At 64.6% G+C, this 22458-nt stretch carries 21 protein-coding genes; 14 read left to right on the forward strand and 7 right to left on the reverse strand.

What is annotated here, in order from left to right; genetic code table 11:
• Positions 1 to 20: 20 nt before the first annotated feature.
• The 4 genes from JWQ90_RS13955 to JWQ90_RS13970 form a co-directional block, all read right to left on the reverse strand.
• Positions 21 to 779 carry a hypothetical protein gene (locus JWQ90_RS13955; protein WP_299695186.1) on the reverse strand — a complete coding sequence of 253 codons (759 nt, stop codon included), beginning with the start codon at positions 777 to 779 and terminating at the stop codon, positions 21 to 23.
• A gap of 216 nt (positions 780 to 995) precedes the next feature.
• The gene (locus JWQ90_RS13960) at positions 996 to 1517 is read right to left on the reverse strand and encodes a GNAT family N-acetyltransferase (RefSeq protein ID WP_299695188.1); all 522 of its coding nucleotides are present in this window, start codon (positions 1515 to 1517) and stop codon (positions 996 to 998) included.
• 81 nt (positions 1518 to 1598) lie between these two features.
• Entirely contained in the window at positions 1599 to 2078 is a 480-nt protein-coding gene (locus tag JWQ90_RS13965; protein WP_299695191.1) for a Rap1a/Tai family immunity protein, read from the reverse strand.
• Between the two features lie 135 nt (positions 2079 to 2213).
• Positions 2214 to 4667, reverse strand: a complete 2454-nt coding sequence (locus JWQ90_RS13970; RefSeq protein ID WP_299695194.1) for a TonB-dependent receptor — start codon at positions 4665 to 4667, stop codon at positions 2214 to 2216.
• Positions 4668 to 5321: 654 nt separating this feature from the next.
• Here JWQ90_RS13970 and JWQ90_RS13975 point away from each other — a divergent pair.
• Together JWQ90_RS13975 and JWQ90_RS13980 are read left to right on the forward strand one after the other, a co-directional pair.
• Positions 5322 to 6446 carry an NAD(P)-dependent alcohol dehydrogenase gene (locus JWQ90_RS13975; RefSeq protein WP_299695197.1) on the forward strand — a complete coding sequence of 375 codons (1125 nt, stop codon included), beginning with the start codon at positions 5322 to 5324 and terminating at the stop codon, positions 6444 to 6446.
• A 22-nt stretch (positions 6447 to 6468) separates the two neighbouring features.
• Entirely contained in the window at positions 6469 to 7263 is a 795-nt protein-coding gene (locus JWQ90_RS13980) for a hypothetical protein (RefSeq protein WP_299695199.1), read from the forward strand.
• 378 nt (positions 7264 to 7641) lie between these two features.
• Here the strand turns inward: JWQ90_RS13980 and JWQ90_RS13985 are convergent, their stop codons facing one another.
• Positions 7642 to 8532 carry an AraC family transcriptional regulator gene (locus JWQ90_RS13985; protein WP_299695201.1) on the reverse strand — a complete coding sequence of 297 codons (891 nt, stop codon included), beginning with the start codon at positions 8530 to 8532 and terminating at the stop codon, positions 7642 to 7644.
• 235 nt (positions 8533 to 8767) lie between these two features.
• Between JWQ90_RS13985 and JWQ90_RS13990 the strand changes: the two genes are divergently transcribed.
• The 10 genes from JWQ90_RS13990 to JWQ90_RS14035 all read left to right on the forward strand — a co-directional run bounded on the left by JWQ90_RS13990 (position 8768) and on the right by JWQ90_RS14035 (position 16345).
• Complete coding sequence (locus JWQ90_RS13990) at positions 8768 to 9775, forward strand: hypothetical protein (protein WP_299695203.1); 1008 nt, start codon at positions 8768 to 8770, stop codon at positions 9773 to 9775.
• Positions 9776 to 9814: 39 nt separating this feature from the next.
• A complete protein-coding gene (locus tag JWQ90_RS13995) occupies positions 9815 to 11011 on the forward strand; it encodes a phosphotransferase family protein (RefSeq protein WP_299695205.1) in 1197 nt (398 codons plus the stop codon).
• A gap of 5 nt (positions 11012 to 11016) precedes the next feature.
• Entirely contained in the window at positions 11017 to 11565 is a 549-nt protein-coding gene (locus JWQ90_RS14000; protein WP_299695207.1) for a hypothetical protein, read from the forward strand.
• Between the two features lie 6 nt (positions 11566 to 11571).
• Positions 11572 to 12348 carry a tyrosine-protein phosphatase gene (locus tag JWQ90_RS14005; protein ID WP_299695209.1) on the forward strand — a complete coding sequence of 259 codons (777 nt, stop codon included), beginning with the start codon at positions 11572 to 11574 and terminating at the stop codon, positions 12346 to 12348.
• 103 nt (positions 12349 to 12451) lie between these two features.
• Entirely contained in the window at positions 12452 to 13234 is a 783-nt protein-coding gene (locus JWQ90_RS14010; protein ID WP_299695211.1) for an SDR family oxidoreductase, read from the forward strand.
• A gap of 75 nt (positions 13235 to 13309) precedes the next feature.
• Positions 13310 to 14689, forward strand: coding sequence for an aromatic ring-hydroxylating dioxygenase subunit alpha (locus JWQ90_RS14015; protein ID WP_299695214.1), 1380 nt, complete (start codon positions 13310 to 13312; stop codon positions 14687 to 14689).
• Complete coding sequence (locus JWQ90_RS14020; RefSeq protein ID WP_299695217.1) at positions 14676 to 14996, forward strand: Rieske (2Fe-2S) protein; 321 nt, start codon at positions 14676 to 14678, stop codon at positions 14994 to 14996. The genes JWQ90_RS14015 and JWQ90_RS14020 overlap by 14 nt, the downstream gene beginning before the upstream one ends.
• 36 nt (positions 14997 to 15032) lie before the next feature.
• On the forward strand, positions 15033 to 15467 hold the full coding sequence (locus tag JWQ90_RS14025) for a nuclear transport factor 2 family protein (protein ID WP_299695220.1): 435 nt from the start codon (positions 15033 to 15035) through the stop codon (positions 15465 to 15467).
• Positions 15468 to 15485: 18 nt separating this feature from the next.
• On the forward strand, positions 15486 to 15959 hold the full coding sequence (locus tag JWQ90_RS14030) for a DUF3237 domain-containing protein (RefSeq protein WP_299695223.1): 474 nt from the start codon (positions 15486 to 15488) through the stop codon (positions 15957 to 15959).
• Positions 15959 to 16345 (forward strand): limonene-1,2-epoxide hydrolase family protein, encoded by a 387-nt coding sequence (locus JWQ90_RS14035; protein WP_299695226.1) that lies wholly within the window; start codon positions 15959 to 15961, stop codon positions 16343 to 16345. Before JWQ90_RS14030 ends, JWQ90_RS14035 begins: the two co-directional genes overlap by 1 nt.
• A 92-nt stretch (positions 16346 to 16437) precedes the next feature.
• Here the strand turns inward: JWQ90_RS14035 and JWQ90_RS14040 are convergent, their stop codons facing one another.
• Both JWQ90_RS14040 and JWQ90_RS14045 read right to left on the reverse strand, forming a co-directional pair.
• Positions 16438 to 18609 carry a 3-hydroxyacyl-CoA dehydrogenase NAD-binding domain-containing protein gene (locus JWQ90_RS14040; protein WP_299695229.1) on the reverse strand — a complete coding sequence of 724 codons (2172 nt, stop codon included), beginning with the start codon at positions 18607 to 18609 and terminating at the stop codon, positions 16438 to 16440.
• A 62-nt stretch (positions 18610 to 18671) separates the two neighbouring features.
• A complete protein-coding gene (locus JWQ90_RS14045; RefSeq protein ID WP_299695233.1) occupies positions 18672 to 19880 on the reverse strand; it encodes an acetyl-CoA C-acetyltransferase in 1209 nt (402 codons plus the stop codon).
• A gap of 138 nt (positions 19881 to 20018) precedes the next feature.
• Between JWQ90_RS14045 and JWQ90_RS14050 the strand changes: the two genes are divergently transcribed.
• Complete coding sequence (locus JWQ90_RS14050) at positions 20019 to 21077, forward strand: AraC family transcriptional regulator (protein WP_299695236.1); 1059 nt, start codon at positions 20019 to 20021, stop codon at positions 21075 to 21077.
• Between the two features lie 33 nt (positions 21078 to 21110).
• Complete coding sequence (locus tag JWQ90_RS14055; protein WP_299695240.1) at positions 21111 to 22130, forward strand: AraC family transcriptional regulator; 1020 nt, start codon at positions 21111 to 21113, stop codon at positions 22128 to 22130.
• The last annotated feature ends 328 nt before the right edge of the window (positions 22131 to 22458 follow it).

Raw genomic sequence — 22458 nt, forward strand, 5'->3', positions numbered from 1 at the left:
GTAGCGTAGCCCGGCCGACTTCAATGCTGTTGTTTTGCCGCTTTTTGCCCAAACAAAAGAATGCAGCCGAGCATGAACGCGAACAGCGCTGCCGAGGCCGAGTAGCGGCTCAACTCGAGCCCGCCATGATCGATCGGCTTGTCCAGGAAATCGCCGACGACGGCGCCCAGCGGCCGCGTCAGAATGAAGGCCGCCCAGAACAGCGCCGTGCGCGAGATCCGGCTCCAGCAGTAAGCCGCGGCGATCGCCGCCAGCAGGCCACCGAAAATGATCGCCGCGCCCAGATAGCCGAACTTCGCCGTATCCGAGGTCCAGTCTCCGAGCGCGGTGCCCAGCGTCTGCGAAAACATGATGGTCGTCCAGTAGAACATCTGGGCTTTCCGGGATCTGATCGTGGAAATCGAAACCGATCCCATCGAGCGATGCCAAACCAACAGCGAGCCCAGCAGCAGGGCCAGCAACAGAGTCGATCCGCCGCTATAGCCGATTCGCAGACTCCGCGTGGCAAAATCGGCCAGGGTTGTACCGACCGTCGTTGTCGCGACGATCGTGGCCCAGTACAGCAGAGGATGAAACCGCCTGGCGCAGATTTGACAGGTAACGGCAGCAGCAAAAAGCGCCGCGAAAATGAAGCTGCCGACCAGATAGCCCAGATTCATCGACATGGAAACGGCGTCTCCGGCGGTCTCGCCCAAGGTAGTGGCCGCAATTTTGATGATCCAGAAGATCAGCGTGATCTCAGGGACCTTGATCAATGCTTCTTTGGTATCGGTGCTCAATGTCGCTGGCCTCTTTTGGGTGTTGCATGCAGCCGCTCAGTGCCCAGCGCTCGAATGCTCATCCGAAAGACCGGCGTCCGTGCTGGAGAACACAGGTTAGCAAGCACTGCCTTAGCGATTCGTTAGGGTGCCGCGCTCGCAAATGCGCAGCAAGGGCAGCGGCTCTGCTGGCGGATTGGCAGGTCGGCAATCCCTTGACGACGATCAGGCTGCGCTTCAGCCGTCGACCGGTTGCAGGGGTGTCGGCAAAGTCAGCTGGTAGAAGCCCAGATCGAGCCAGCGGCCGAACTTGAAACCGGCCTGGGTGATAGTGCCGGCGTGCACGAAGCCGAGTTTCTGATGCAGCGCGACGCTGGCCGCATTGCTGATGTCGATGCCACCGATCATCACGTGCACCTGGCGCTGGACGGCAAGCTCGATCAGCCGCCGCATCAGCGCGATACCCAAGCCCTTGCCGCGCTGGTCCCTGTGTACATAGACCGAGTGCTCGACCGAATACTTGTAGGCGGGCCAGGCGCGGAACGTGCCGTAGCTGGCGAAGCCCATCAACTCGCCGGCGCCGTTCTCCATGCCCACTACCGGGAAGCTGCCGGCCTGTTTGGCATTGAACCAGGCAAGCATGCTGGCGGGTGCGCGCGCCTGATAGTCGTAGAGCGCGGTCGAGTTCAGAATCGCGTCGTTGAAGATGTCGAGTATCGCGTCGGCATGATGCGCATGCGTGCAATCGACGAAGTGCATGGAGGCTCCCGCTGAAGTGGCCCGCTGCAGATTACCAGCGAGTCGTGGAAGACGGGTGGCCCGCGCTCGGGCACAGCCTGCCTACTTCGGTGGCTCGGCCTTCGGTTTCCAGGTGCAGCCCTGCATCGGGTATGCGGTGAACATCGCGTTCATGATCACCAGCTCGGCGGGTTTGGTCAGTTCCAGCGGATTGTCGTGCAGGTACTTGATGACCACCTGGTTGATCTGGGCCTGGCTCAGGCCGTCCTGCGGGCAGTAACCGTTGAACATGATGAACATTTCAGGGCTCTGCAGCGTGGAGTTCGCGATTTGCTCGGCTTCTTCGGCCGATTTTCCGGCGTTGCGGGCGATCGACGACATCAGCCTGAAGCCCGTCATGCGCGACGCCAGCAGGTAGCTGTTGATGGTGCCGTTGATCAGGCCGGTGCACAGGCCTTTTTCCTGTGCGCCCTTGGCATTGCAATAGGCATCGAGTTCGGTGCCGGTAAATGCCGATGCCGGGTTAGCGGCAGCGGCCAGTAACAGCGCGGCACTGATTTTTTGTCTTATGCTGAATTTCAATGGAATCTCCTGGGCGACAGGCGCGATCCTATAGGAGGGCGGCCTGTCGGCCTGGTAGGTTGGGGTGAGCGCAGCGAACCCCAACATCAGCGCGGACGAATGTTGGGGTTCGCGATGCTCACCCCAACCTACAAGCTAGACACCGTAGAAGCGATACCCGAAAGTGATGCCGAAGACTTGCGGCATGCCGGTGTAGCGCACCGTGGTGTCGTAGACCTTGGTGGCCTGCGTCCAGTAGTACTCGTCCGTAACATTCTTGCCGAATGCGGCGACCGACCAGGTGTTGTCCGCTGCGGCCAGACCGAGACGCAGGTCGAGTACGCCGTAAGCATCCATTTTCAGCAACTGCTTGCCTTCGTCGCCGGCGACGAAGGCACCTTCCGACTTCGTCTGGTAATGGTAGTCCGCACCGAGCGAGGCGATCTGGCCGCCGGACAGCTCCCACTCGTAGCGGCCGCCGGTGCTGGCCGACCACTTCGGTATCGTCGGGAACGAGTAGCCCTTGAAGTTGCTAGGCTCGCCGCTGCCGTAAGGGTCGTAGGTCAGGAAGTCGCCGGTGACTTCGGAGTCGAGGTAGGTGACGCCGGCGTTCAGGGTCAGCCCGTGCAGCGGCTTCCAGATCACGGTGGCTTCGGCGCCTTTCTCGTTGGACTTGGGCACGTTGACCAGCGCGTCGATCACGCCGAACAGGCCGGAGGGATCGTCGATGCGGCCGCGCAGCTGCTTGTCGTGATAGTCGTAGTAGAACACTGCGCCGGTGATCGACACGCTGCGCTCGAACAGGTCGGTCTTGATGCCGGCCTCGTACGACAGCACCGACTCCTGGGTCGCGGGCTGCAACTGCGCGACGCCAGTGGCCGGCAGGGTCGGGAACGACCCGGACTTGTAGCCCTTGCTGATGGTCGCGTACAGCAGCGTGTTCTCGATCGCCTTCCAGTCGGCGCCGACTCTCCAGGACACGTTGTCCTCGTTCAAGGACAGATGCTGCTCGCCGGGCACGAAGTTGTTGACGGTGATGCAGTCGCCAGCTTGCAGATCGGGATTGAACGGCCGGAATAGCGCGGTGAAGTTCTCGTCGCCGGCCAGGCAGCCGGTGTATCGGCTGTCGGTCTTGGTGTAGCGCGCGCCGCCGTGCACGCTCAGCGTGTCGAGCAGCTTGTACTCGAGGTTGCCGAAAACCGCCTTGTTTTCAACGGTGGGCTGGGCGTGGATATAGATGTCGGAGAAGTTGTTCTCCGGCAGATGCGCCGGTGACGAATCCGGCAGGATGCCGGTGTTGTTTTCCTCGGTCCGGTCCTTGGAGTACGCGGCGCCGACCACCCAGTTGGCGCGATCGTCCGCAAACAGTCCGCCCAGGCGCAGTTCCTGGGCAAAGGACTTGACGTTGCCCTGCATGCGCTCGGCGTTGCTGTCCAGCGCCAGGCCGTCGTTCTCGATCAGGTTGTCCTGGCTGTACTTCGAGAACGAGCTGACCGAGGTCAGCGTGGTTTTCTCGTTGATCGTGTATTCGCCGCGCAGTGCGGTCTGGAAGAAGGCCTCGTCGCGATTCGGCGGGCTGTCCGGATTCCAGTCGGCCGCACGGGCATTTCGCGGTGCCAGCGGATAGTTGACGATCGGCTGCACCTCGTCGGCGACCTCCGGGTTCTGCAGGTTGATGTTGATCGCCTGCGGCGCGACGGCGTCGGAGCGATCGGTCCAGCCGTTAACGTTGAGGCGGAAGCGCAGCGCGTCGGAGGCCTGCCAGTCGAGCAGCAGCCGGGCGCGCTTGGTGTCGCTGTCGCCGAGCTCGCCGCCGTGGGTGTAGCTCTTCTGCCAGGCGCCACCGTCGGCCATGTCGAAGGCGACGCGGTACTTCAGCGTGTCGGACAGCGGGCCGCTGAAGAAGCCGTTGAGGTTGGTTGCGTCGAAGCTGGCGTAGGTGAACTCAACGCCGGATTCGAACGTGTCGGTGGGTTTGGCGGCGATGTAATTGATTGCGCCGCCGGTCGCGTTCTGGCCGAACAGCGTGCCCTGCGGGCCTTTCAGTACTTCAACGCGCTCGATGTCCAGCGACGCGGCCTTCGTCAGCTCCGGGTAGGCGTAGGGCACTTCGTCGACGTAGACGCTGACCGTCGGGCTGGCCGCGAGCGATTGCTCGTTGTAGCCGACGCCGCGGATCGAATACACCGGCGTGCCGTAGGCGGCGCGCGACACGGTGAAGCTGGGCTCGACCTTGGACAGGTCGCCGACGTCGCGTACGCCAAGGTCGGCAAGTGCATCCGCGCTGAGCGCGGTGATCGCCATGCCGACGTCCTTGATCGACTGCTGGCGCTTCTGCGCGGTGACGATGATCTCTTCGATCTCGTCGGACGTTGCGGCCGGCTCGGGTGCGGCGGCCTGCGCGGCGGGCACCTCCGCAGCCGGTTCGGCGGCGGGCTCGGCGACGAGTTGCGCCGCCGCCTCCGGCGTCGGCGCGGTTTGCGCCAGCGCAGGCGCCATCATCAGCGCCGACAGCACGCCGCCGGCGGTCGCGGCCGTGGAGGCGCGGCGAATCGCCAGCAGATGGCGGTTCAAGCGGGGGTTCAAGCGGATCGATCTGTTTTTTGACACGACAAACTCCTCAATGCGTTATTTCTTCTGTTCTATGGGTAGTGCTGCTGCAGCGTCCGGGTATGGCTCCGCTAGCCATGAACCGCGGCGATACCGGCGCTATCGATTGCGCCTTGCTTGCTATGCATTCGTGACCTTGAAACGGCGAGCTTCCCGCTGCCGATCCGTCCGACGTCCCGTGTCGGCCTGCGTCCGTCCTTGAGGCCGTCTCCTTCGGCCCGCTGCCTGGTTTTGTATCCCTCCGTTCAGCCGTTCGTTCAGCCTTCCGTTCCTTGGCGGCTGAGTGCTACATGTCGATACGAGTGGAGCTGATAGTAGTGAACCATACCAAAAAACGAAGCTCGGGGGCGCAGGCGGTGCTGTTCCGGCGACAAATGGACGAACTTGGAGAAAACATCACCAGAAAATCGCCGTGTATGGCCTCGGAAATGCGAATTCGGCGAAATATGGTGATATATGCTGCACTGCGGAGGGGCGGGATCAGACGGCGAGCGCCCTGGCGTGGCATCGAAGCGCGGCGGCGGATGCCGTCTGCGAGCCGATTGCGTATCGGATAATCGTATGACACCATCCTAAAAATGCCGGCCACCGTCAGGCCGCGCGCGACAGAGGCGTTTTTGCCCTGCGTGAACAGTGCCAGGAGAGGCGAACAGCATGAGCAATCTGAGCAATCCGCTACACGCGGCCCGCGCGGCCGTCGTGCGTCAGGCCGGCGGCCCCTTTGTGATCGAAGACATCCAGGTCGAGAGCCCGCGCGACGACGAGGTGCTGGTTCGCCTGGTCGCCTCCGGCATCTGCCATACCGATATCGTGTTCCGCGACGGCGCGATGCCGATCCCGATGCCGATCGTGCTCGGCCACGAAGGTTCCGGTGTGATCGAGGCGGTCGGTTCCAAGGTCACCCACGTCAAGCCCGGCGATCACGTCGTGCTGTCGATGAATTCCTGCGGCACCTGCCCGAACTGCGCCAAGCACCAGCCGGCGTACTGCTTCAGCATGCCGCAGCACAACCTGATCGGCACGCGCCTCGACGGCAGCAGCGCGCTGAGCCAGGGCGGTAACAAGATCTTCGGCGCGGTGTTCTTCCAGTCCTCGTTCTCGACGCTGGCGATCGCGCATATCAACAACACGGTCAAGGTCGACAAGGACCTGCCGCTGGAAATCCTCGGCCCGCTGGGCTGCGGTATCCAGACCGGGGCCGGTACCGCGATCAACTCGCTGAAGCTGGGGCCTGGCGATTCGCTGGCGATCTTCGGCGGCGGCGCGGTCGGCCTGTCGGCAATGCTCGGCGCACTCGCGGTCGGCGCCGGCCCGGTGATCGTGATCGAGCCGAACGTCGAGCGTGCCGCTCTGGCGCGCGAACTCGGCGCCGCGCATACGATCAACCCGAAACAGATCCAGGATGTGCTCGCCACGCTGCGCGAACTCAGCGGCGGTGGCGTGACCCATGCGATCGACACTACCGGCATTCCGGCGGTGATGGCGGTCGCGGTGGAAGCGGTATTGCCCAATGGCATGCTGGCACTGCTCGGCGTGCCGCCGGCGGATGCGAGCGTGCCGGCCAACATGATGAGCATGCTGATCCGCGGCGTCGGCGTGAAGTACTACGTTGAGGGCGACAGCGACCCCAAGGCGTTCATACCGCGGATGATCTCGCTGTACCGGGACGGCAAGTTCCCGTTCGACCGCCTGATCAAGCAGTACCCGTTCGAGCAGATCAACGAGGCGGCGCATGCCTCGGAGACCGGCAAGACGATCAAGCCGGTGATCGTGTTCTAAAGGGATCGTCTGGAGCCACCCCATGAATACCGCGCCTTACGATCATCCCTTGAACCTGACCACGCAGGCCATCATGACCTACGGCAGCTGGGGTCTGACGCTCGTGCTGCTCGCGGCGGCGCTGCGCCTGTGCTTGCGTGAGCGCACGCCGTTCTACGTGCTGATCGTGCTGGCCGCGATGTTCGGCGCCTTGTTCGAGCCGCTCTACGATGTCGGCTTCATGCTGCTGTTCTACACGCCGGGGCTATGGACGCATTTCACCGCGTTCGACGTTCCGCAACCGCTGTGGACGCACAGCGGTTACGCGGTGCTGTACGCCGCGCCGGCGATCGCGATCTGCAAGCGCATCGGCGAAGGCAGGCTGACGCGTAGTGGACTATACAAATGGGCCGGCATCGAGCTGGCGATGTCCTGCAGCTTCGAGATGATCGGCATCAACGGCGGCGCCTATGCATACTGGGGCCCGCATGTGTTGCGTATTTTCGACTACCCGCTGGTGATCGGCGTGCTCGAGACCGCGCAGGTGATCTGCTTCAGTGTCGCCGCCGCGGAACTGCGCAAGCGCAGCAGCGGAACCGTGCCGCTGCTGGGCCTGTTCGTGCTGTTTCCGTGCATGTTCTATTTCGCGAACTTCGGTGCCGGCGCGCCGACCATCGTCGCGCTGCACATGGAGACTACGTCGACCGCGCTGATCATGGCGGCGACGCTGCTCAGCATCGGCTTCGCCGCGATACTGATCCGGACCGCGGCTTCGTTGTTGCCGGCAGCGTCCGCCGCGCCACTGCGTCGCGCCCTCCGAGTACCGGCAGCGGGTTGATCGAAAGCAGTGCTGTTTACCAGGCCGGGATTGTCGGGCTGAAGCCCGACCCGCAATCCTCCATGAACCGGGAGCCCGACCCACCCGTAGGCTGGGTTGCAGCGCAGCGGAAACCCAGCGCCGGATTCGGGCCGCAGTGCTGAGTTTCCGCTTCGCTGCAACCCAGCCTACGCAGGGGTTCAGGGTCCGTGAGCAGGTCCGCAAGGAACATGGGGCTTTCCATGAACCGGATGCCCGCGTCTGTCGGGCTTCAGCCCGACAGAAGCCGCGACGAAACGCTGTCGGCCTGAAGGCCGACCTACAGCAGGTCCGCTCTCCCTGGACGGTTCGGGGCTCACGCCGGCATGCGCAAGCCTGCGGCGGTTTCTCCGATGGCGTTCAGTGATCGGCGCCGCGCCGGAACTGGCTCGGCGTCTGGCCGGTGCAGGCGTGAAACACCTGGGTGAAATGCGACTGGTTGCTGAAGCCGACGTCGAGCGCGATCTGCGCCAGGCACAGCGAGGTTTCGCGCAGCATCTGCTTGGCCCTCTCCACGCGGCGCTGGGTCACGTAGCGATGCGGCGACATGCCGGTGACGGTGCGGAAGCGGCGGGCGAAATGCGCGCGGCTGACGCCGACCCGGTCGGCAAGATCGTTCAGCGACAGCGGCTCGGTCAGGCGTGAATCGATGAAGTCCAGCATCGCGTCGAGCTTCAGGCCGGAGTCGCTGTGCGGGATCGCTTCGGCGGTTTCGGCCGCGGCCGGCTTGGCGAAGCTGCGCATCAGGTGCAGCACCAGTGCGCGCGTCACCGCATGCACGTAGGGGAAGTTGAACGAGCTGCCGTTGCGCGCTTCGCTCAGCAGGATCTGCATGCAGGAGCTGGCGAACCCGTCCTCGAACGCGAAGCGGAAATCCGGTACCGCCGAGGAGGTCGATTCCGACAGGCCGCGCAGCAGCTTGCCCGGCACGTGGATCGAAGTGAAGCCGACCTGGCCGTCAATTCGGTATTCCACCTTACGACCCGGCGGAATCACGCTGATCAGGCCCGGGACCGAGGTGGTGGCGCTCCACGGGCCATTGCAGGCCGCGCGCACCTCGCGCGAGCCATCACTATGGTATGCAACGATAAAATCGTCGTTCTCGTCGAGATTGAAGCCGTCCAGCCAGGGCAACTGCCACTCGCAGACCGATAGCCCGCCCCAGGCCTGCTGGTCGTTGACCAGTACCGGGGGCATGCGCAGGCCCTTGCTGAAAGCATCGACGGCCCGTATTCCACACAGTTCGCCCATCTGGTTCTCCTCCTGTATCTCCTCGCACCACAGCAACGAAAGGCGGCTTCGTTGTCATTCGCCCTTCTGAGTACTTTTTGAAAGCACTTTCTGAGAGCACATTTTGATTAGGCGCGCGAGCCGATTTCGAAAGAACCCGCGTCGTACTGCCGCCTAAGCTTAACCCAGTCGAGAGCGGTTTCCACGGCGTGTCGCCTGGATGTCGAACCGCCCCGCGTGTGCCTGGAGGCCAGCGTTGATTACCGCAAAGGATGTCGAGTTTCACACCCCGGGCGATGCCGATCACCGGCACGCCGAAACCAACTGGTTCTGCTTCTACGTTCCAGCAGAGAAGTTGATGGGCATCATCTATACCGTCGCCCGCCGCGGTGTCGGTGTGCAGTCCTGCGACGTGTCGCTGTACGGGGCGCTGGTCGACAACCGCGCCGAGACACTTTATCTCGATACGCAGATGGCCTTGCCCTGCCCGGCAAAGCTGTCGGATTACACCACCGCGAACGGCCTGTCGGTGAAGGCGCTGAATGCGCCGCGCGACTACCGCGTCGATTACAAGGGCTACGACGGCGTCGAGATCCATTTCGATTTCAAGGGCCTGATGGAGCCTTTCGACATCCATGACCCGAAGCACAGCCCGATGGCGAAGTCGTCCACCGAGGAGCAGCACGCCGGCGCCGGCATGGGTTCCGGCTATGGCGGGCATTTCGATCTGACCGGGCATTTCAGCGGCCAGCTGATCTACGGCGGCCGGGAGTACGAGATCGACTGTGTCGAGACCATGGATCACAGCTGGGGCAATCGCGCCGAGATCTTCGTGCCGACGATGGGCTGGTCACATGCGCATTTCGGCAAGGACCTGGCGATCAAGTGGATCAATCACTGGGACCCGAGCAAGCCGGTGGATCAGCAGCAGAGCCTCGCGCACGGCTACGTGATGGAGGACGGCCAGGTTTATGGCCTCACCGATCTGAAGCTCTACACGCATCGTATCGGCAGCGTGATTCATTCGGTCGAGTTTCTCGCCACCGACAAGCGCGGCAGGAAATTCCACGCCTACGGCATGGCCGAAGTTGGCGGCCCGTGGATCTGTTATGCCGGCTCGCTGGTGTATGCCGCGCAGTGCCGCTGGACGCTGGACAACGGCCGCGTCGGCTATGGGCTCGCGTCCGAGATCACCTCGCTGCAGGCGCTGACGCGCCAGCACGGCCGCCGCTGGACGCAGTCGTCCGGCCACATCACCTCATAGAAACGCCGCGACGAATCATCGGAATCAACGGAGAGAGAGATGCAAATAATCGACAAAGACAGGCCATCGCCGGAGTTGATCGCCTCGATGCGCAAGCGCTTCGAGGTCGAACGCGAAGTCGACCGCGCGCTGACCTACAAGATGGAAAAGCGCTCGGGGCCGGCCTACACCAAGCTGCCGCTGGAAACACTGGTCGCCGGCCTGAAATCGCTGATCGCCTCGCAGCTGAAAGAGCCCTTCGAAATCAGCAATGCGCACTGGCTCGCCGGCGGCGCGTCCAAGCTGCAGGTCGGTTTTGATCTCGCCTGGAACCGCCCGGGTGTCGGTCGCGAAACCACCCGGATGGTGCTGCGCAACGACCTCGCCGAGGCATTGCATGCGACCAGCCGGCTGCGCGAATTCCAGATCGTCAAGGCGCTGACCGGCACCATCCCGATGCCGCCGGTGTTCTGGGTAGACAACACCGGCGAGCATCTGCCGTATCCGGCGATCGTCTACGGCTTCGTCAACGGCGTCACCAAGCCGTCGAACGCCAAGAGCGGCGTCACCGGCCTGGGCACCTACCTGCCTGAAGATGTGCGCAACAAGCTGTCGCCGCAGTTCGTCGCGCACATGGCGAAGATGCATACCTTCGATTTCAGCAAGGCTGAGCTGTCCGCATTCGACGTACCCCAACTCGGCAAGCAGAACGCCGAGTGGGTGGTCAACTGGTGGGATCGGGTATGGGCCGAGGACGCGCAGGAAGAAGTGCCGCTGATGGCGCTGGCCTCGAGCTGGCTGCACAAGAACGCACCGGCCGTTGAACACCTGTCGATCGTGCATGGCGACTTCCGCACCGGCAACTACCTGTTCAACGAGGCCGATACCCGGATCACCACCTGGCTGGACTGGGAGCTGTCGCGCATCGGCGACCGTCACCAGGATCTGGCCTGGAGCACCAGCCACGCGTTCTCGGTACTCGGTGAGGACGGCAAGACCCTGCTGGTTTCGGGACTGATGCCGGAGACCCAGTTCCTCGAAGAGTACGAAAAGGCCTCGGGCCTCAAGGTCGATAAAAAAGCGCTGCATTACTACCAGGTGTTCAACGCCTACTCGATGATCGGCATGACGCTGGGCACCAGCTATCGCGTCGCGCGCAACGGCAAATCACACCAGGACATTCTGCTGGCCTGGCTGCTCGGCGTCGGCTACATGCTGCTCGATGAAATGCGCGGCCTGATCGAGAAGGGAGTCTAAATCTCATGGAAATGCGTCCTCAGTTCCAGATTCAAACCATCATCAAGGCGATGACCGAAGACGTGATCCCGGCACTGGATCAGACCAACCAGCTGGCGATGCAGTCGGCGCAGCTGACCATCGGCACGCTGATGCTGATCTCGCAGCATCTGCCGCTGGAATACCGCTACGACTGCGATGAGCTGACGCGTCTGGTGGCGACCGCGGAGGTGCTGAAAAGCCAGGCAAAAGCGGGTGAAACCACCAGCGCGGCGGTCGCCTGCCTGAAGGAAACCGCACGCAGCGGCGCCGACGTGCTGAGCCGCGCTCGTGCTGAACCGGCCGAGATCCTCGATGCGATCCACAAGCTGCGCGCCAGCACTTCCGATATCGTCCGCGCGGTCTATGCGGAAGGCTCGGAAGCGGCGCAGAGCGCGGTGCAGGCCACCGTGCTGGCGATGTCGAAAGACCAACTGCTGCGTGATCGCTCCTGGCTGCTGATGCAGGGCTGGGAGCCGGATCCCAAGGCGGTGCCGGCGATCGACACGCTGCTCGCGCCGATCGCGAAGGGCTGAGCACGCATGGGTCTGCAAGCCGCCACCGCCGACCATCTGCAGCAGGTGCGTTGCCTGCCGCTGAGCGGCGCGGTGAACTTCCGCGACCTCGGCGGCTATGTTGCCGCCGACGGCCGCCGCGTGCGCTGGAACCAGCTGTTCCGCTCGGATTCCCTGGCCGAACTCAGCGACGCCGATCTGCAGGTGCTGGCGAGGGTCGGGCTGCGCACGATCTGCGATCTGCGCGGCGAACCCGAGCGCGTGCACAAGCCGAACCGTGTGCTGCTGACGCCGCCGGCGATGCACGCGATCGGCTTCATGCCGCATCGCGGCGACGAGCTGCTGACAGAGACGCGGACCGGAGCGATCGGCGTCGGCGAAATCGAAAGCCGGGTACGTGAAATCTACCGGCGCTTCGTCACCGAGCAGTCGCAGGCGTACTCGAAGCTGCTGTCCCTGATCGAGCCCGCTGCGCTGCCGCTGCTGTTCCATTGCACCAGCGGCCGCGATCGCACCGGCTTCGGCAGTGCCGTCGTGCTGATGGCGCTTGGCGTGCCGCGGTCGACGATCGAGGAGGACTACGCACTGAGCAACCGCTACCGCCGCGATCTGACGTTCCAGATTGGCGGCGAAGTGTCGGCGGAGGTGATGGCGACGCTGACGCAAGCGCATCCGGATTATCTGGCGGCAGCCTTTGCGGCGATCGACGAGCACTACGGCACGGACACGACATATCTGCGTGTAGGGCTGGGCATCTCCGCCGCGCGCCAACGCGAGCTGCAAGCCCTGCTGCTGGAACCATAGGAACCGTAGGGCGGGTCGAGACCCGCCGCTTTCGGGTAGAAATCGCAACAGCAACATCACAAACGGCGGGTCACGACCCGCCCTACGAAAACTGGAGAGAGACATGAGTACCGCACTGGATCGTTTTTCCCTGAAAGGCCGCGTCGCGCTGGTCACCGGAGCCGGCAGCGGCATGGGCCGGCACTTCGCGCAGACGCTGTCGGACGCGGGTGCGAAAGTCGTCTGCGCCGCCCGCCGCACCGAGTTGATCGAATCGGTCTCCGCCGAAATCCGCGCCAAGGGCGGCCAGGCCGCGGCCGTCGCGATCGACATCGGCAATACCGACAGCGTCACCAGTGGATTTGACGCCGCCGAGCGCGCCTTCGGCACGATCGACCTGCTGATCAACAACGCCGGCCAGATCGTGTTCGCGCCGTTCCCGGACATCAGCGACGAGCAGTGGAACAACCTGATCAACGTGAACCTCTCGGGCTGTATGCGCATGTCGCGCGAGTTCTCGAAGCGGCTGATCGCCAAGGGCAAGCCCGGCAGCATCGTCAACATCACCTCGATCACCGGCCAGCAGGCCAAGCCCTACCTGTCGATCTACGGCACCGCCAAGGCCGCGCTGATCCACTTCACCAAGCAGCTTGCGATGGATCTGCTGCCGCACAACATCCGCGCCAACTCGATCGCGCCGGGCTACTTCCGCACCGAGATGGTGGACTGGTATTTCGACAGCGACGCCGGCAAATCCGAAGTCGAGAACCTGCCGGCCAAGCGGGTCGGCCTGCTGGAGGAACTCGACGGTCCGCTGCTGCTGCTGGCCAGCGATGCGGGCAGCTACATGAACGGTGCGATCGTGCCGGTGGATTACGGGCACGTGGTGCGGATTTCGTTCACCTGATTGGATGTCGGCGACCGCCTGGTAGGTCGGCAATCCCTTGCCGATGTGTGAATTGGAGTGAACTGGAGACAGAAGATGGGCAGCAATCAGCAAGCCAATACGTTCAAGTTCCCGCTGGATCTCGGTGCCCCGGACGGCACGCTCGAGGGCAAGGCGCCGCCGGTCGACAACGGTCTTGCAGTGCCGGACCCGTCGCGCTACTACTCTGCGGAATTCATGGCGAAAGAAGGCAAGGACCTGTGGCCGCGCGTATGGCTGCTGGCTGCCTGCAGCGCCGACATCCGCGAGGCCGGCGACTACACCGTCTACCAGCACGGCAAGGAAGAGTTCATCGTCGTGCGCCAGGACGATCTGTCGATCAAGACTTTCTACAACGCCTGCCCGCATCGCGGCAATCGTATCTGCCAGGTCGATCGCGGCACCGCGAGCAGCTTCACCTGCCCGTTCCACAGCTGGAAGTTCGAGTGCGACGGCAGGCTCAAAGAGATCGTCGATGAAGAGACGTTCAACCCGAAGCTGATTCAGCACCGGCCGGGCCTGAGCGAAGTCCGCACCGATACGCTCGGCGGCCTGGTGTTCATCAACATGGATGGCAAGGCGCCGCCGTTGAACGAGTGGATGGGCCTGCCGGAAGGCTATCTCGAAGCCTACGACATGGACTCGATGAACCTGGTGCGCCACACGCGCAGCGAGTGGAAGAGCAACTGGAAGACCGGCGTCGATACGTTCTACGAGTCCTATCACCTGCCGCATATCCATCCGCAGACCCAGGGCTCGATCGAAGAATTCAGCCAGATCGATCTGTACAGGAACGGCTTCAGCCGGATGATCATGTGGTTCGGCATCAAGTCGCATCGCTTCGAGGCCGAGCACGAGCGCGCACTTGATGAGGGCGTGAAGATTTTTCTGCGCGACGCCGGTATCGACCCCGAGAGCTACACCGGCACCAACGCCGACACGCGTGTCGATATCCAGGCGGCCAAGCGCGAACGCGCCAGGACACTGGATCCGCTGCGCCCCTGGGACAAGCTCACCGACGGGCAGCTCAGCGACGGCTGGATCACCGGCATGTTCCCGAACGTGCAGATGGGCATGCATGCCGAGGGCGTGTTCATCATGCGCTTCGTGCCGCACGAGACCGACCCGGAGAGGTTCTACTACGACAACATGCTGCTGTACCGCCATGTCGACGTGCCGAACTACGACGTGCCGACCTGGATGGCGATGCCCGAAGAACTCGACGTGACCGGCGCCACGCGCCCGGACATCGAGCGCTGGCCGGTCGATCAGGTACCGGGCATCGGCCCGGTGCTGCTGCAGGACTGGGAGCTGGTCGAGCACGTGCAGCGTGGCCTGAAGTCGAGCGGCTTCAAGGGGCCGCTGTGGGGCGAGCAGGAACAGCGCATCCGCCACTACCAGCGCGAGATCGATCGTTACCTCGATGGCGAAAAGTAGACACCGGCTGATCAGGCTGGCCGAGTTGCCGGTGGATACGAACCAGGGTTTCAGGATCGACGGCAAGCCGGTACTGCTGTGCAGAACAGCGGCCGGCGTGTTCGCGATCGAGAACCGTTGCACGCATCAGCTGGCGCCGCTGGAAGGCGGCCGCATGCGCGGCACCAACCTGTTCTGTCCCAGGCATGGCCAGCGCTTCGATATGCGCACCGGCGCGACGGTGGGGCAGCTGACCAAGATCCCGATCCAGGCTTACGAGGTCTGCATCGACGAGGACGACACCATCGAAGTGCTGCTGCCGGACTGACCGCAGTTGCGCCTCAAAAAATGCGAGGAAGAAAAAATGAGTCTGGAACAGAGTCTGGAGCACAGTTTGGAACGGAGTTTGGAGCAGGACAACAAGCAGGTCGTCACCGAATTCCTGGAGCGCTTCTCGTCGGGCGACGTGGCGAAAACCATGTCGATGTTCGCCGAGGACGCGACCTGGTGGGTCGCCGGCACGATGCCGATCTCCGGCACCTACGACAAGGCGCAGTTTACCCAGCTGCTGTCGGGCGTGCTCGAGGTCTGCACCGGGCCGATCCAGATCAAGCCGCTGGCGTTCACCGCCGAAGGCGAGCGCGTTGCGCTCGAGGCCGAGTCCTACACGCAGACGCGCAACGGCCGCACCTACAACAACCTCTATCACTTTCTGTTCAAGGTGCGCGATGGCAAGATCGCGGGCGTGAAAGAGTTTCTCGATACCATGCATACCAACGCGGTGCTGTGCACGCCGTGATCGACATAGGGGAAGACAATGTCGGCAAGCGATAAAGAGGCCGTTTCTCTGGCCTACGAATTTACGTTCAACGCCCAAGTGATGCCGCCGGTGGATGTTGGCGCGGCGCCGATGGGCGCGCGCATGTGTTTCCAGATGGGCAGCGGCAATGTCGGAGGCGAGCGCCTGAAAGGCCGCTTTCTGGGCGGTGGCGACTGGCTGCAGATCGGGCCAGACGGCTATGGTCGCGTTGATGTGCGCGGGCAGATCGAGACCCACGACGGCGCTTTCATCTACGTCTATTACCAGGGCTTTCTGGAGATGAACGCGGCGCTGACGAACGCGCTCGGCACCGGCGCGGAGACGCAGTTCGCCGACGCCTACCTGCGCACGACGCCGCGCATGGAATGCGGCGATGCGCGCTACGCCTGGGTCAATCACACGGTATTCGTCGCGGCGGGCCGCCTGCTCGCCGGCGGCCAGGTCGAATACCGCGTCTACCGGGTGCTGTGATGAGCCAGAATCCGGAGGCGGTGGTGCGGGCTTTCTTTGCCGAACTCGGCAAGGGCGGGGCGCTGATCTCCGCGGTGCAGCGCTACATGGCCGATGACTGCCGCTGGGACAATAGCGGCCTGCCCAGTGCCGACTGCAAGCAGGCGATCCTGGCGATGATGCAGGGCTTCATCGACAGCTATCAGCTGCATGCGCTGGTCGTCGACGTGCTGGCGCTGGGCGTCGGCGGCGATGTCGTGCTGACCGAGCGTGTCGATCACATGGACACCGCCGACGGCACCCGCCTGCTGTCGTTTCCGCTGGCCGGGACGCTGACGGTACGCGACGGGCTGATCGTGCGCTGGTCGGACTACTTCGACCCGCGGCCGCTGCTGCCGGCGGGCTGAAAGACGCGGCAGGTGCGGTAGGTCGGCAATCCCTTGCCGACGTGCAAGCCTGATACGCAAACGAGGCCTCACGTCGGCAAAGGATTGCCGACCTACCGTACCTGCTCCACCGGATAGAACTGCGCGCCATTCTTTGCCCGCGCGATCAGCCATTCCGAGGGCCTGAAGCGCGGCCCGTACTCAGCCGCCAGGCGCTGGCAGTCCGCCACGAAGCTTGCCGCGCCCAGCGTGTCGATGTAGGACAGCGTGCCGCCGGTCCAGGCCGGATAGCCGATGCCGAGGATCGAACCGATGTCGGCGTCGATCGCGCTGTCGATCACGCCGTCCTCGAAGCAGCGCGCGGTCTCCAGCGCCATGATCGTCAGGAAGCGCTTGCGCAGTTCCCCGGCGTCGGGCTGCTGCGCGGCCGCTGGAAATGCCTGTGCAAGGCCTGGCCACAGCTGCTTGGCGCCGCTCGCCGGATAGTCGTAGAAGCCGCCGCCGAAACGCCGGCCCGGACGCTTCAGCTCATCGACCATCTTGTCGATCACCGCGCGGCCGGCTCCGACACGGTAGCGCTCGTCGAGCTTGTCGGCGTCGTGCTGCCTGAAGATCGCCTGCTGCAGCGACAGCGTCACCTCGTCCGATACCGCGAGCGGGCCGACCGGAAAGCCGGCGTGCCGGGCGGCGTTCTCGATCAGCGCCGGCGCGACGCCGTCCTGCAGCATGCGCGCACCCTCCTGTACGAAAGTGCTGAACACGCGGCTGGTGTAGAAGCCGGGGAAGTCGTGCACCAGGATCGGCGTCTTTTTCAGCTGGCCGATGTAGTCGAGCGCGTAGGCGATGGTCTGGCGCGAAGTGCGCTCGCCGACGATCACTTCGACCAGCGGCATCTTCTCGACCGGCGAGAAAAAATGCAGGCCGATGAACTGCGCCGGCCGCACACTCGCCTGGGCCAGCCCGCTGATCGGCAGCGTCGAGGTATTGGTGCCGAAGGTCGCGGTCGCGGCCATCACCGCTTCGGCTTTGCGTGTGACATCGGCCTTGATCTGGCGCTGCTCGAACACCGCCTCGACGACCAACTCGCAGCCGGCAAGATCGGCGTAGTCGCTGGTGGTCTTGATGCGCGCCAGCAGTGCGTCGATCTTCGGCTGCGTGCTGCGGCCCTTGGCCAGATCCCTGGCCTGCAGCGCGGCGATGCCGGCCTTGCCGTTGTCGGCCTGCTGCTGCGTCGCATCCAGCAGCACCACCTCGATGCCGGCCTGTGCGCTGACATGCGCGATGCCCGCCCCCATCAGGCCGGCACCGAGCACGCCGACTTTCGTCACCCTGGAGCGCGGCACATCCTGCGGCCGCGAGGCGAGCTTGTCGGCGGCGGTCTTGTTGATGAACAGCGTGCGCGTCATGTTGCGCGCGACCGGGCCGGCGAGGAGCTTGCCGAAGTACTTGCTCTCGATGCGCAGGCCGGTATCGATCGGCAGCTGGGTGCCTTCAAACACGCAGGACAGGATCGCTGGCGGCGCCGGGTAGTTGCCGTTGGTGGCGGCGCTGGTCAGCGCGTTGCCGGCGATGAAAGTCTGCGACGCATGCGCGGCCATCGGGCCGGCGCCGCCGGGAATGCGATAGTTCTTGCGGTCCCAGGGCTGCACCGCGGCGTTGTCGGCGTTCGACAGCAGCCACTCCCTGGCTTTCGCGACCAGCTCGCCCGGCGGTGCGAGCGCATGCACGACACCCAGCTTCAGCGCCTCGGCCGGCTTCATCGCTGTGCCCTGCAGCAGCAAGGGCAGGGCCGCCGGAATGCCGATCAGACGCGGCAGCCGCTGCGTGCCGCCGCCGCCCGGCAGCAGGCCGACCTTCACCTCGGGCAGACCGACCTGGGTTTTCGGATCGTCGCTGAGCACGCGGTAATGGCAGGCGAGTGCAAGCTCGAGGCCGCCGCCGAGCGCGACGCCGTTGATCGCAGCCGCGATCGGCTTGCCGCAGGTCTCCAGGCGCCGGAACAGCCCGCTGACTGCGCTGGACGCGAGCGAAGCCTGCAGCGGCGTGATGCCGGCGTCGTAGGCGGTAACCAGATCTTTCAGGTCGGCGCCGGCGATGAAGCCGCTGGCCTTGCCGCTGGTGATGATCGCGCCGCGGATCGTCGCATCGGAGGCGATGCGTTCGATCGCGGCAGCGAGTTCGGCGGTGAATTCCGGCGCGAGCACATTCATCGGCCGGCCCGGCAGATCGATCGTGATCAGCGCGATGCCGTCCGCGTCGACCTTGAAGCTGAGTGTGTGGGTCATGTGGTTCTCGAATGGGTTTCGGCGCGGCGTCCGCAGTAGGTGGGCGAAAAACTCACAGCCTCTCAGACGCGCTCGATGATCACGGCCGTACCCATGCCGGCGCCGACGCACAGCGTGCACAGCGCAGTGGACTTGCCGCTGCGCTCCAACTCGTCCAGCGCGGTGCCGACGATGATCGCGCCGGTGGCGCCCAGCGGATGGCCGAGCGCAATCGCGCCGCCGTTGACGTTGATCTTCTCGTGCGCCACGCCGGTGGCGCGCATGAAGCGCATCACCACCGAGGCGAAGGCCTCGTTGACTTCGAACAGATCGATGTCGGCGAGCGCCATGCCGGCCTGCTTCAGCAGCTTGGCGGTGACCAGCGCCGGGCCGGTCAGCATGATGCTCGGCTCCGAGCCGATCGACGTGAACGCGCGTATCCGCGCCCGCGGTTTCAATCCGCTGTGCGCAGCGTAAGCGGCATTGCCGACCAGGATCGCGCAGGCGCCGTCGACGATGCCGCTGGAATTGCCGCCGGTATGCACGTGGCGGATCGATTCGACCTGCGGGTAACGCTGGATCGCCACCGCGTCGAAGCCGCCCATGCGGCCCAGTTGTTCGAACGCCGGCTTGAGTTTGCCGAGATCGGCGAGCGTGGTGCCGGGCCGCAGATGCTCGTCGCGCGCCAGCACGATCTCGCCGATCACGTCGCGCACCGGCACGATCGAGCCCGAGAAGCGCTGCTGCTCCCAGGCCGCGGCGGCGCGCCGCTGGCTCTCGACCGCGTAAGCATCGACGTCCTCGCGCGTGTAGCCGTCGATGGTCGCGATCAGGTCCGCGCCGATGCCCTGCGGCGTGAAGTGGATGGTCGGCGCGAACGAGGGATCGGTGGGCCAGGCGCCGCCGTCGGAGCCGATCGGCACGCGCGACATCGACTCGACGCCGCCGCCGACCACGGCCAGCGACTGCCCGGACATGACTTTCGCCGCGGCCATGTTGAAAGCCTCCAGCCCCGAGGCGCAGAAGCGGTTCACCTGCACGCCCGGAATGCCATCGCCGTAGCCGGCGTTCAGCGCCGCCGAGCGCGGCAGCACCGCACCCTGTTCGCCGATCGGCGAGACGATGCCCATGATCACGTCGTCGATCAGCTGCGTGTCGAGCCGGCTGCGATCGCGCAGCGCCTGCAGCACCTGGGTGGCCAGCTGCAGCGGCGTGATCTCGTGCAGCGCGCCGTCGGCGCGGCCCTTGCCGCGCGGCGTGCGCACATGGTCGTAGATGAAAGCCTGGCTCATGTTCGGGTCTCGTCGGTGCGCCGCAAATGCGGCCTCTATGGTCGTCGCCGACCCTTGCCGGATAAATGATACTTTCGGACAATGGATTGATACTTTCGGACAGCGGCCAATGCCGCCGCTGCCCCACCAGGAGCGCCAATGTCCTTCGCCGATGTGCGCCGTACGACGGTCAGCGCCGCCTTGCTGACGCGGCTTGCGGGCGAGCGCGGCCTGGCGCGGGAACACTGCCTGCGCGGCACCGGCATCAATGCCGAACAGCTGGCCGATCCGCAGGCGATCATCGACGGCGACCAGGAGCTGCAGCTGATCCGCAATGTCCTCGGCGCGCTCGGCCCGACTCCCGGTCTTGGTCTGGATGCCGGCCTGCGCTATCAGCTGTCGAGCTACGGCCTCTGGGGATATGCGCTGCTGAGCAGCCGCAGCTTTCGCGATGCGACGCATCTGGCGGTGCGTTATCTCGATCTGAGCCACGCCTTCGGCCGCTTTCGCGCCGAAGCTCGCGGGCGCGATCTGCTGATCGTGCTCGACGACAGCGGCCTGCCCGAAGACCTGCGGCAATTCCTGATCGAACGCGATTTCGCCGCCTGGGCAAACGCGGCGCGCGAACTGCGCCCCGGCGGCTTTCCGGCGCGGCACGCACAGTTTCGATTCGCGCGGCCCGAATATGCGTCGCGCTTCGACCGGCTGTGCGGTGTGCGCCCCAGCTTCGGCGCCGCGCGCAACGAGCTGCTGCTCGACGCGGCGACGCTGGATACACCGCTGCCGATGGCCAATCCGGCGATGGCGCGGCTTTGCGAGGAGCAATGCCGCCAGTTGCTGGCGAAGCGCCGTGTGCGCGGCGGCATCGCCGGAGAGGTGCGCGACCTGTTGCTGCGCACGCCGGCGACGATGCCGTCGATGGAAGCGGTGGCCGAACAGCTGCACATGGCGAGCCGCAGCCTGCGACGCCGGCTGATCGACGAGGACTCCTCGTTCCGCGCGCTGGTTGACGAAGTGCGGCAGGCGATCGCCGAAGAACTGCTGACCTCGGGCCGGATGAAGCTCAACGAAGTCGCGGCGCGCCTGGGCTATGCCGAGCCGGCGCCCTTCATCACCGCGTTCCGCCGCTGGCGCGGCATGTCGCCGACGCAGTACCGGCAAATGCGCCGCGACGACGCGGCTATACTGATGCCGACGATGTCGCGTCGTCCCTACTAGAAAAAAGACGCGATCGTTCGCGAGGAGAAACTGATGGCGCTGCACACCGGGCTCTCGGCCTGGGTTCTGGCAATCGTCCATGCGCTGGAGAAAGCCGGCGTCGATCCGGTGCCGCTGCTCGAACGCCTGGGCATGGACGCCAGCCGCGTCGGCGACCTCAAGCATCGCTATCTGCAGCAGCAGGTGACCGATCTGTGGAAGGCCTCGGTCGCCGCCACCGGCGACGCCAGTTTCGGTTTGAAAGTGGCGAGGCACATCCGGCCCTCGACCTTCCATGTGATCGGCTACGCGATGGCCTGCAGTGCGACCTTGAGCCGCGCGGCCGAGCGCTTCGCGCATTCGGCGCGGCTGATCTCGGACTCGGCGAAGGTCGACTTCCTGCGGGTGCGCGAGGGTTATCTGTTGGTGGCCGATCTGAACACCGGCGGCGAACCGCCGATCTACCAGACCATCGACACCATGCTCGCCGGCTTTCTGCTGCTGTGCGAATGGATACTCGACAAGCCGCTGGTGCCGGCCGAAGTCTGCTTCTGCCACGCACGGCCGGCCGACGAGAGCGAGTACCAAGCCGTGTTCCGCTGCCCTATCCGTTACGGCGAACGCCACAACAGCCTGCTGTTCAGGACCGCCGATCTGGACCAGATGATTCCGGCCGCGAACGAAGAGCTGGCGATGTTGCTCGACGAGATGGCGGCCAAGTATCTGGCCTTGCGTTTCGACCGGCGCTTCTCGCGGCAGGTGCGCGATTCGCTGGTGACTCAATTGCCGCACGGGCAGCCTAGCAAGACGGCGACTGCGCGGGCGCTGAACATGACCGAGCGGACGCTGCTGCGGCGCTTGCACGAGGAGAACACGACGTTCAAGGAGTTGCTCGACAAACAGCGCGAGGAGCTGGCCTACGACTATCTGCGGCGCGAGGATCTGCCTCTGGAGAAGATCGCGGACCTGCTGGGGTTTTCGAGCAGCAGCACGTTTTCGCGGGCGTTCGTGCAGTGGACCGGGAAGCGGCCCAGTGACTGGAGGAAGGGGTATCGGGATTTTGGGTGGAGCTGAGAGGCTGTGAGGTGTCTGGGGTAGTTCGTCGGGGGCGGTGGTTGCGAGGCTGAAAGCTCACCAAGAGCGACGAGATGTTGACGATCGCGCCGCCGCCTGGCATCCGCGCCGCGACTTCCTTTGACAGCCCTGTGCCGAACGCGACAAATTCGCCTGCGCGCGGCCGCAAGCTAGTGCGATGACTCATAAGTTTGGAAACAAAGATTGGGCTCCCTCCCCCGCGTGCGGGGGAGGGCGGTTGGCCTAGCCGGGAGTGACATTGAGTCACTCCCGGCCCAAGCCAACCGCGGGAGGGGGCGTGATGGCAGAACCGAGCTTTCTTCCGCGC

This window comes from Hydrocarboniphaga sp., from assembly GCF_028291725.1.
Taxonomy (GTDB): domain Bacteria; phylum Pseudomonadota; class Gammaproteobacteria; order Nevskiales; family Nevskiaceae; genus Hydrocarboniphaga.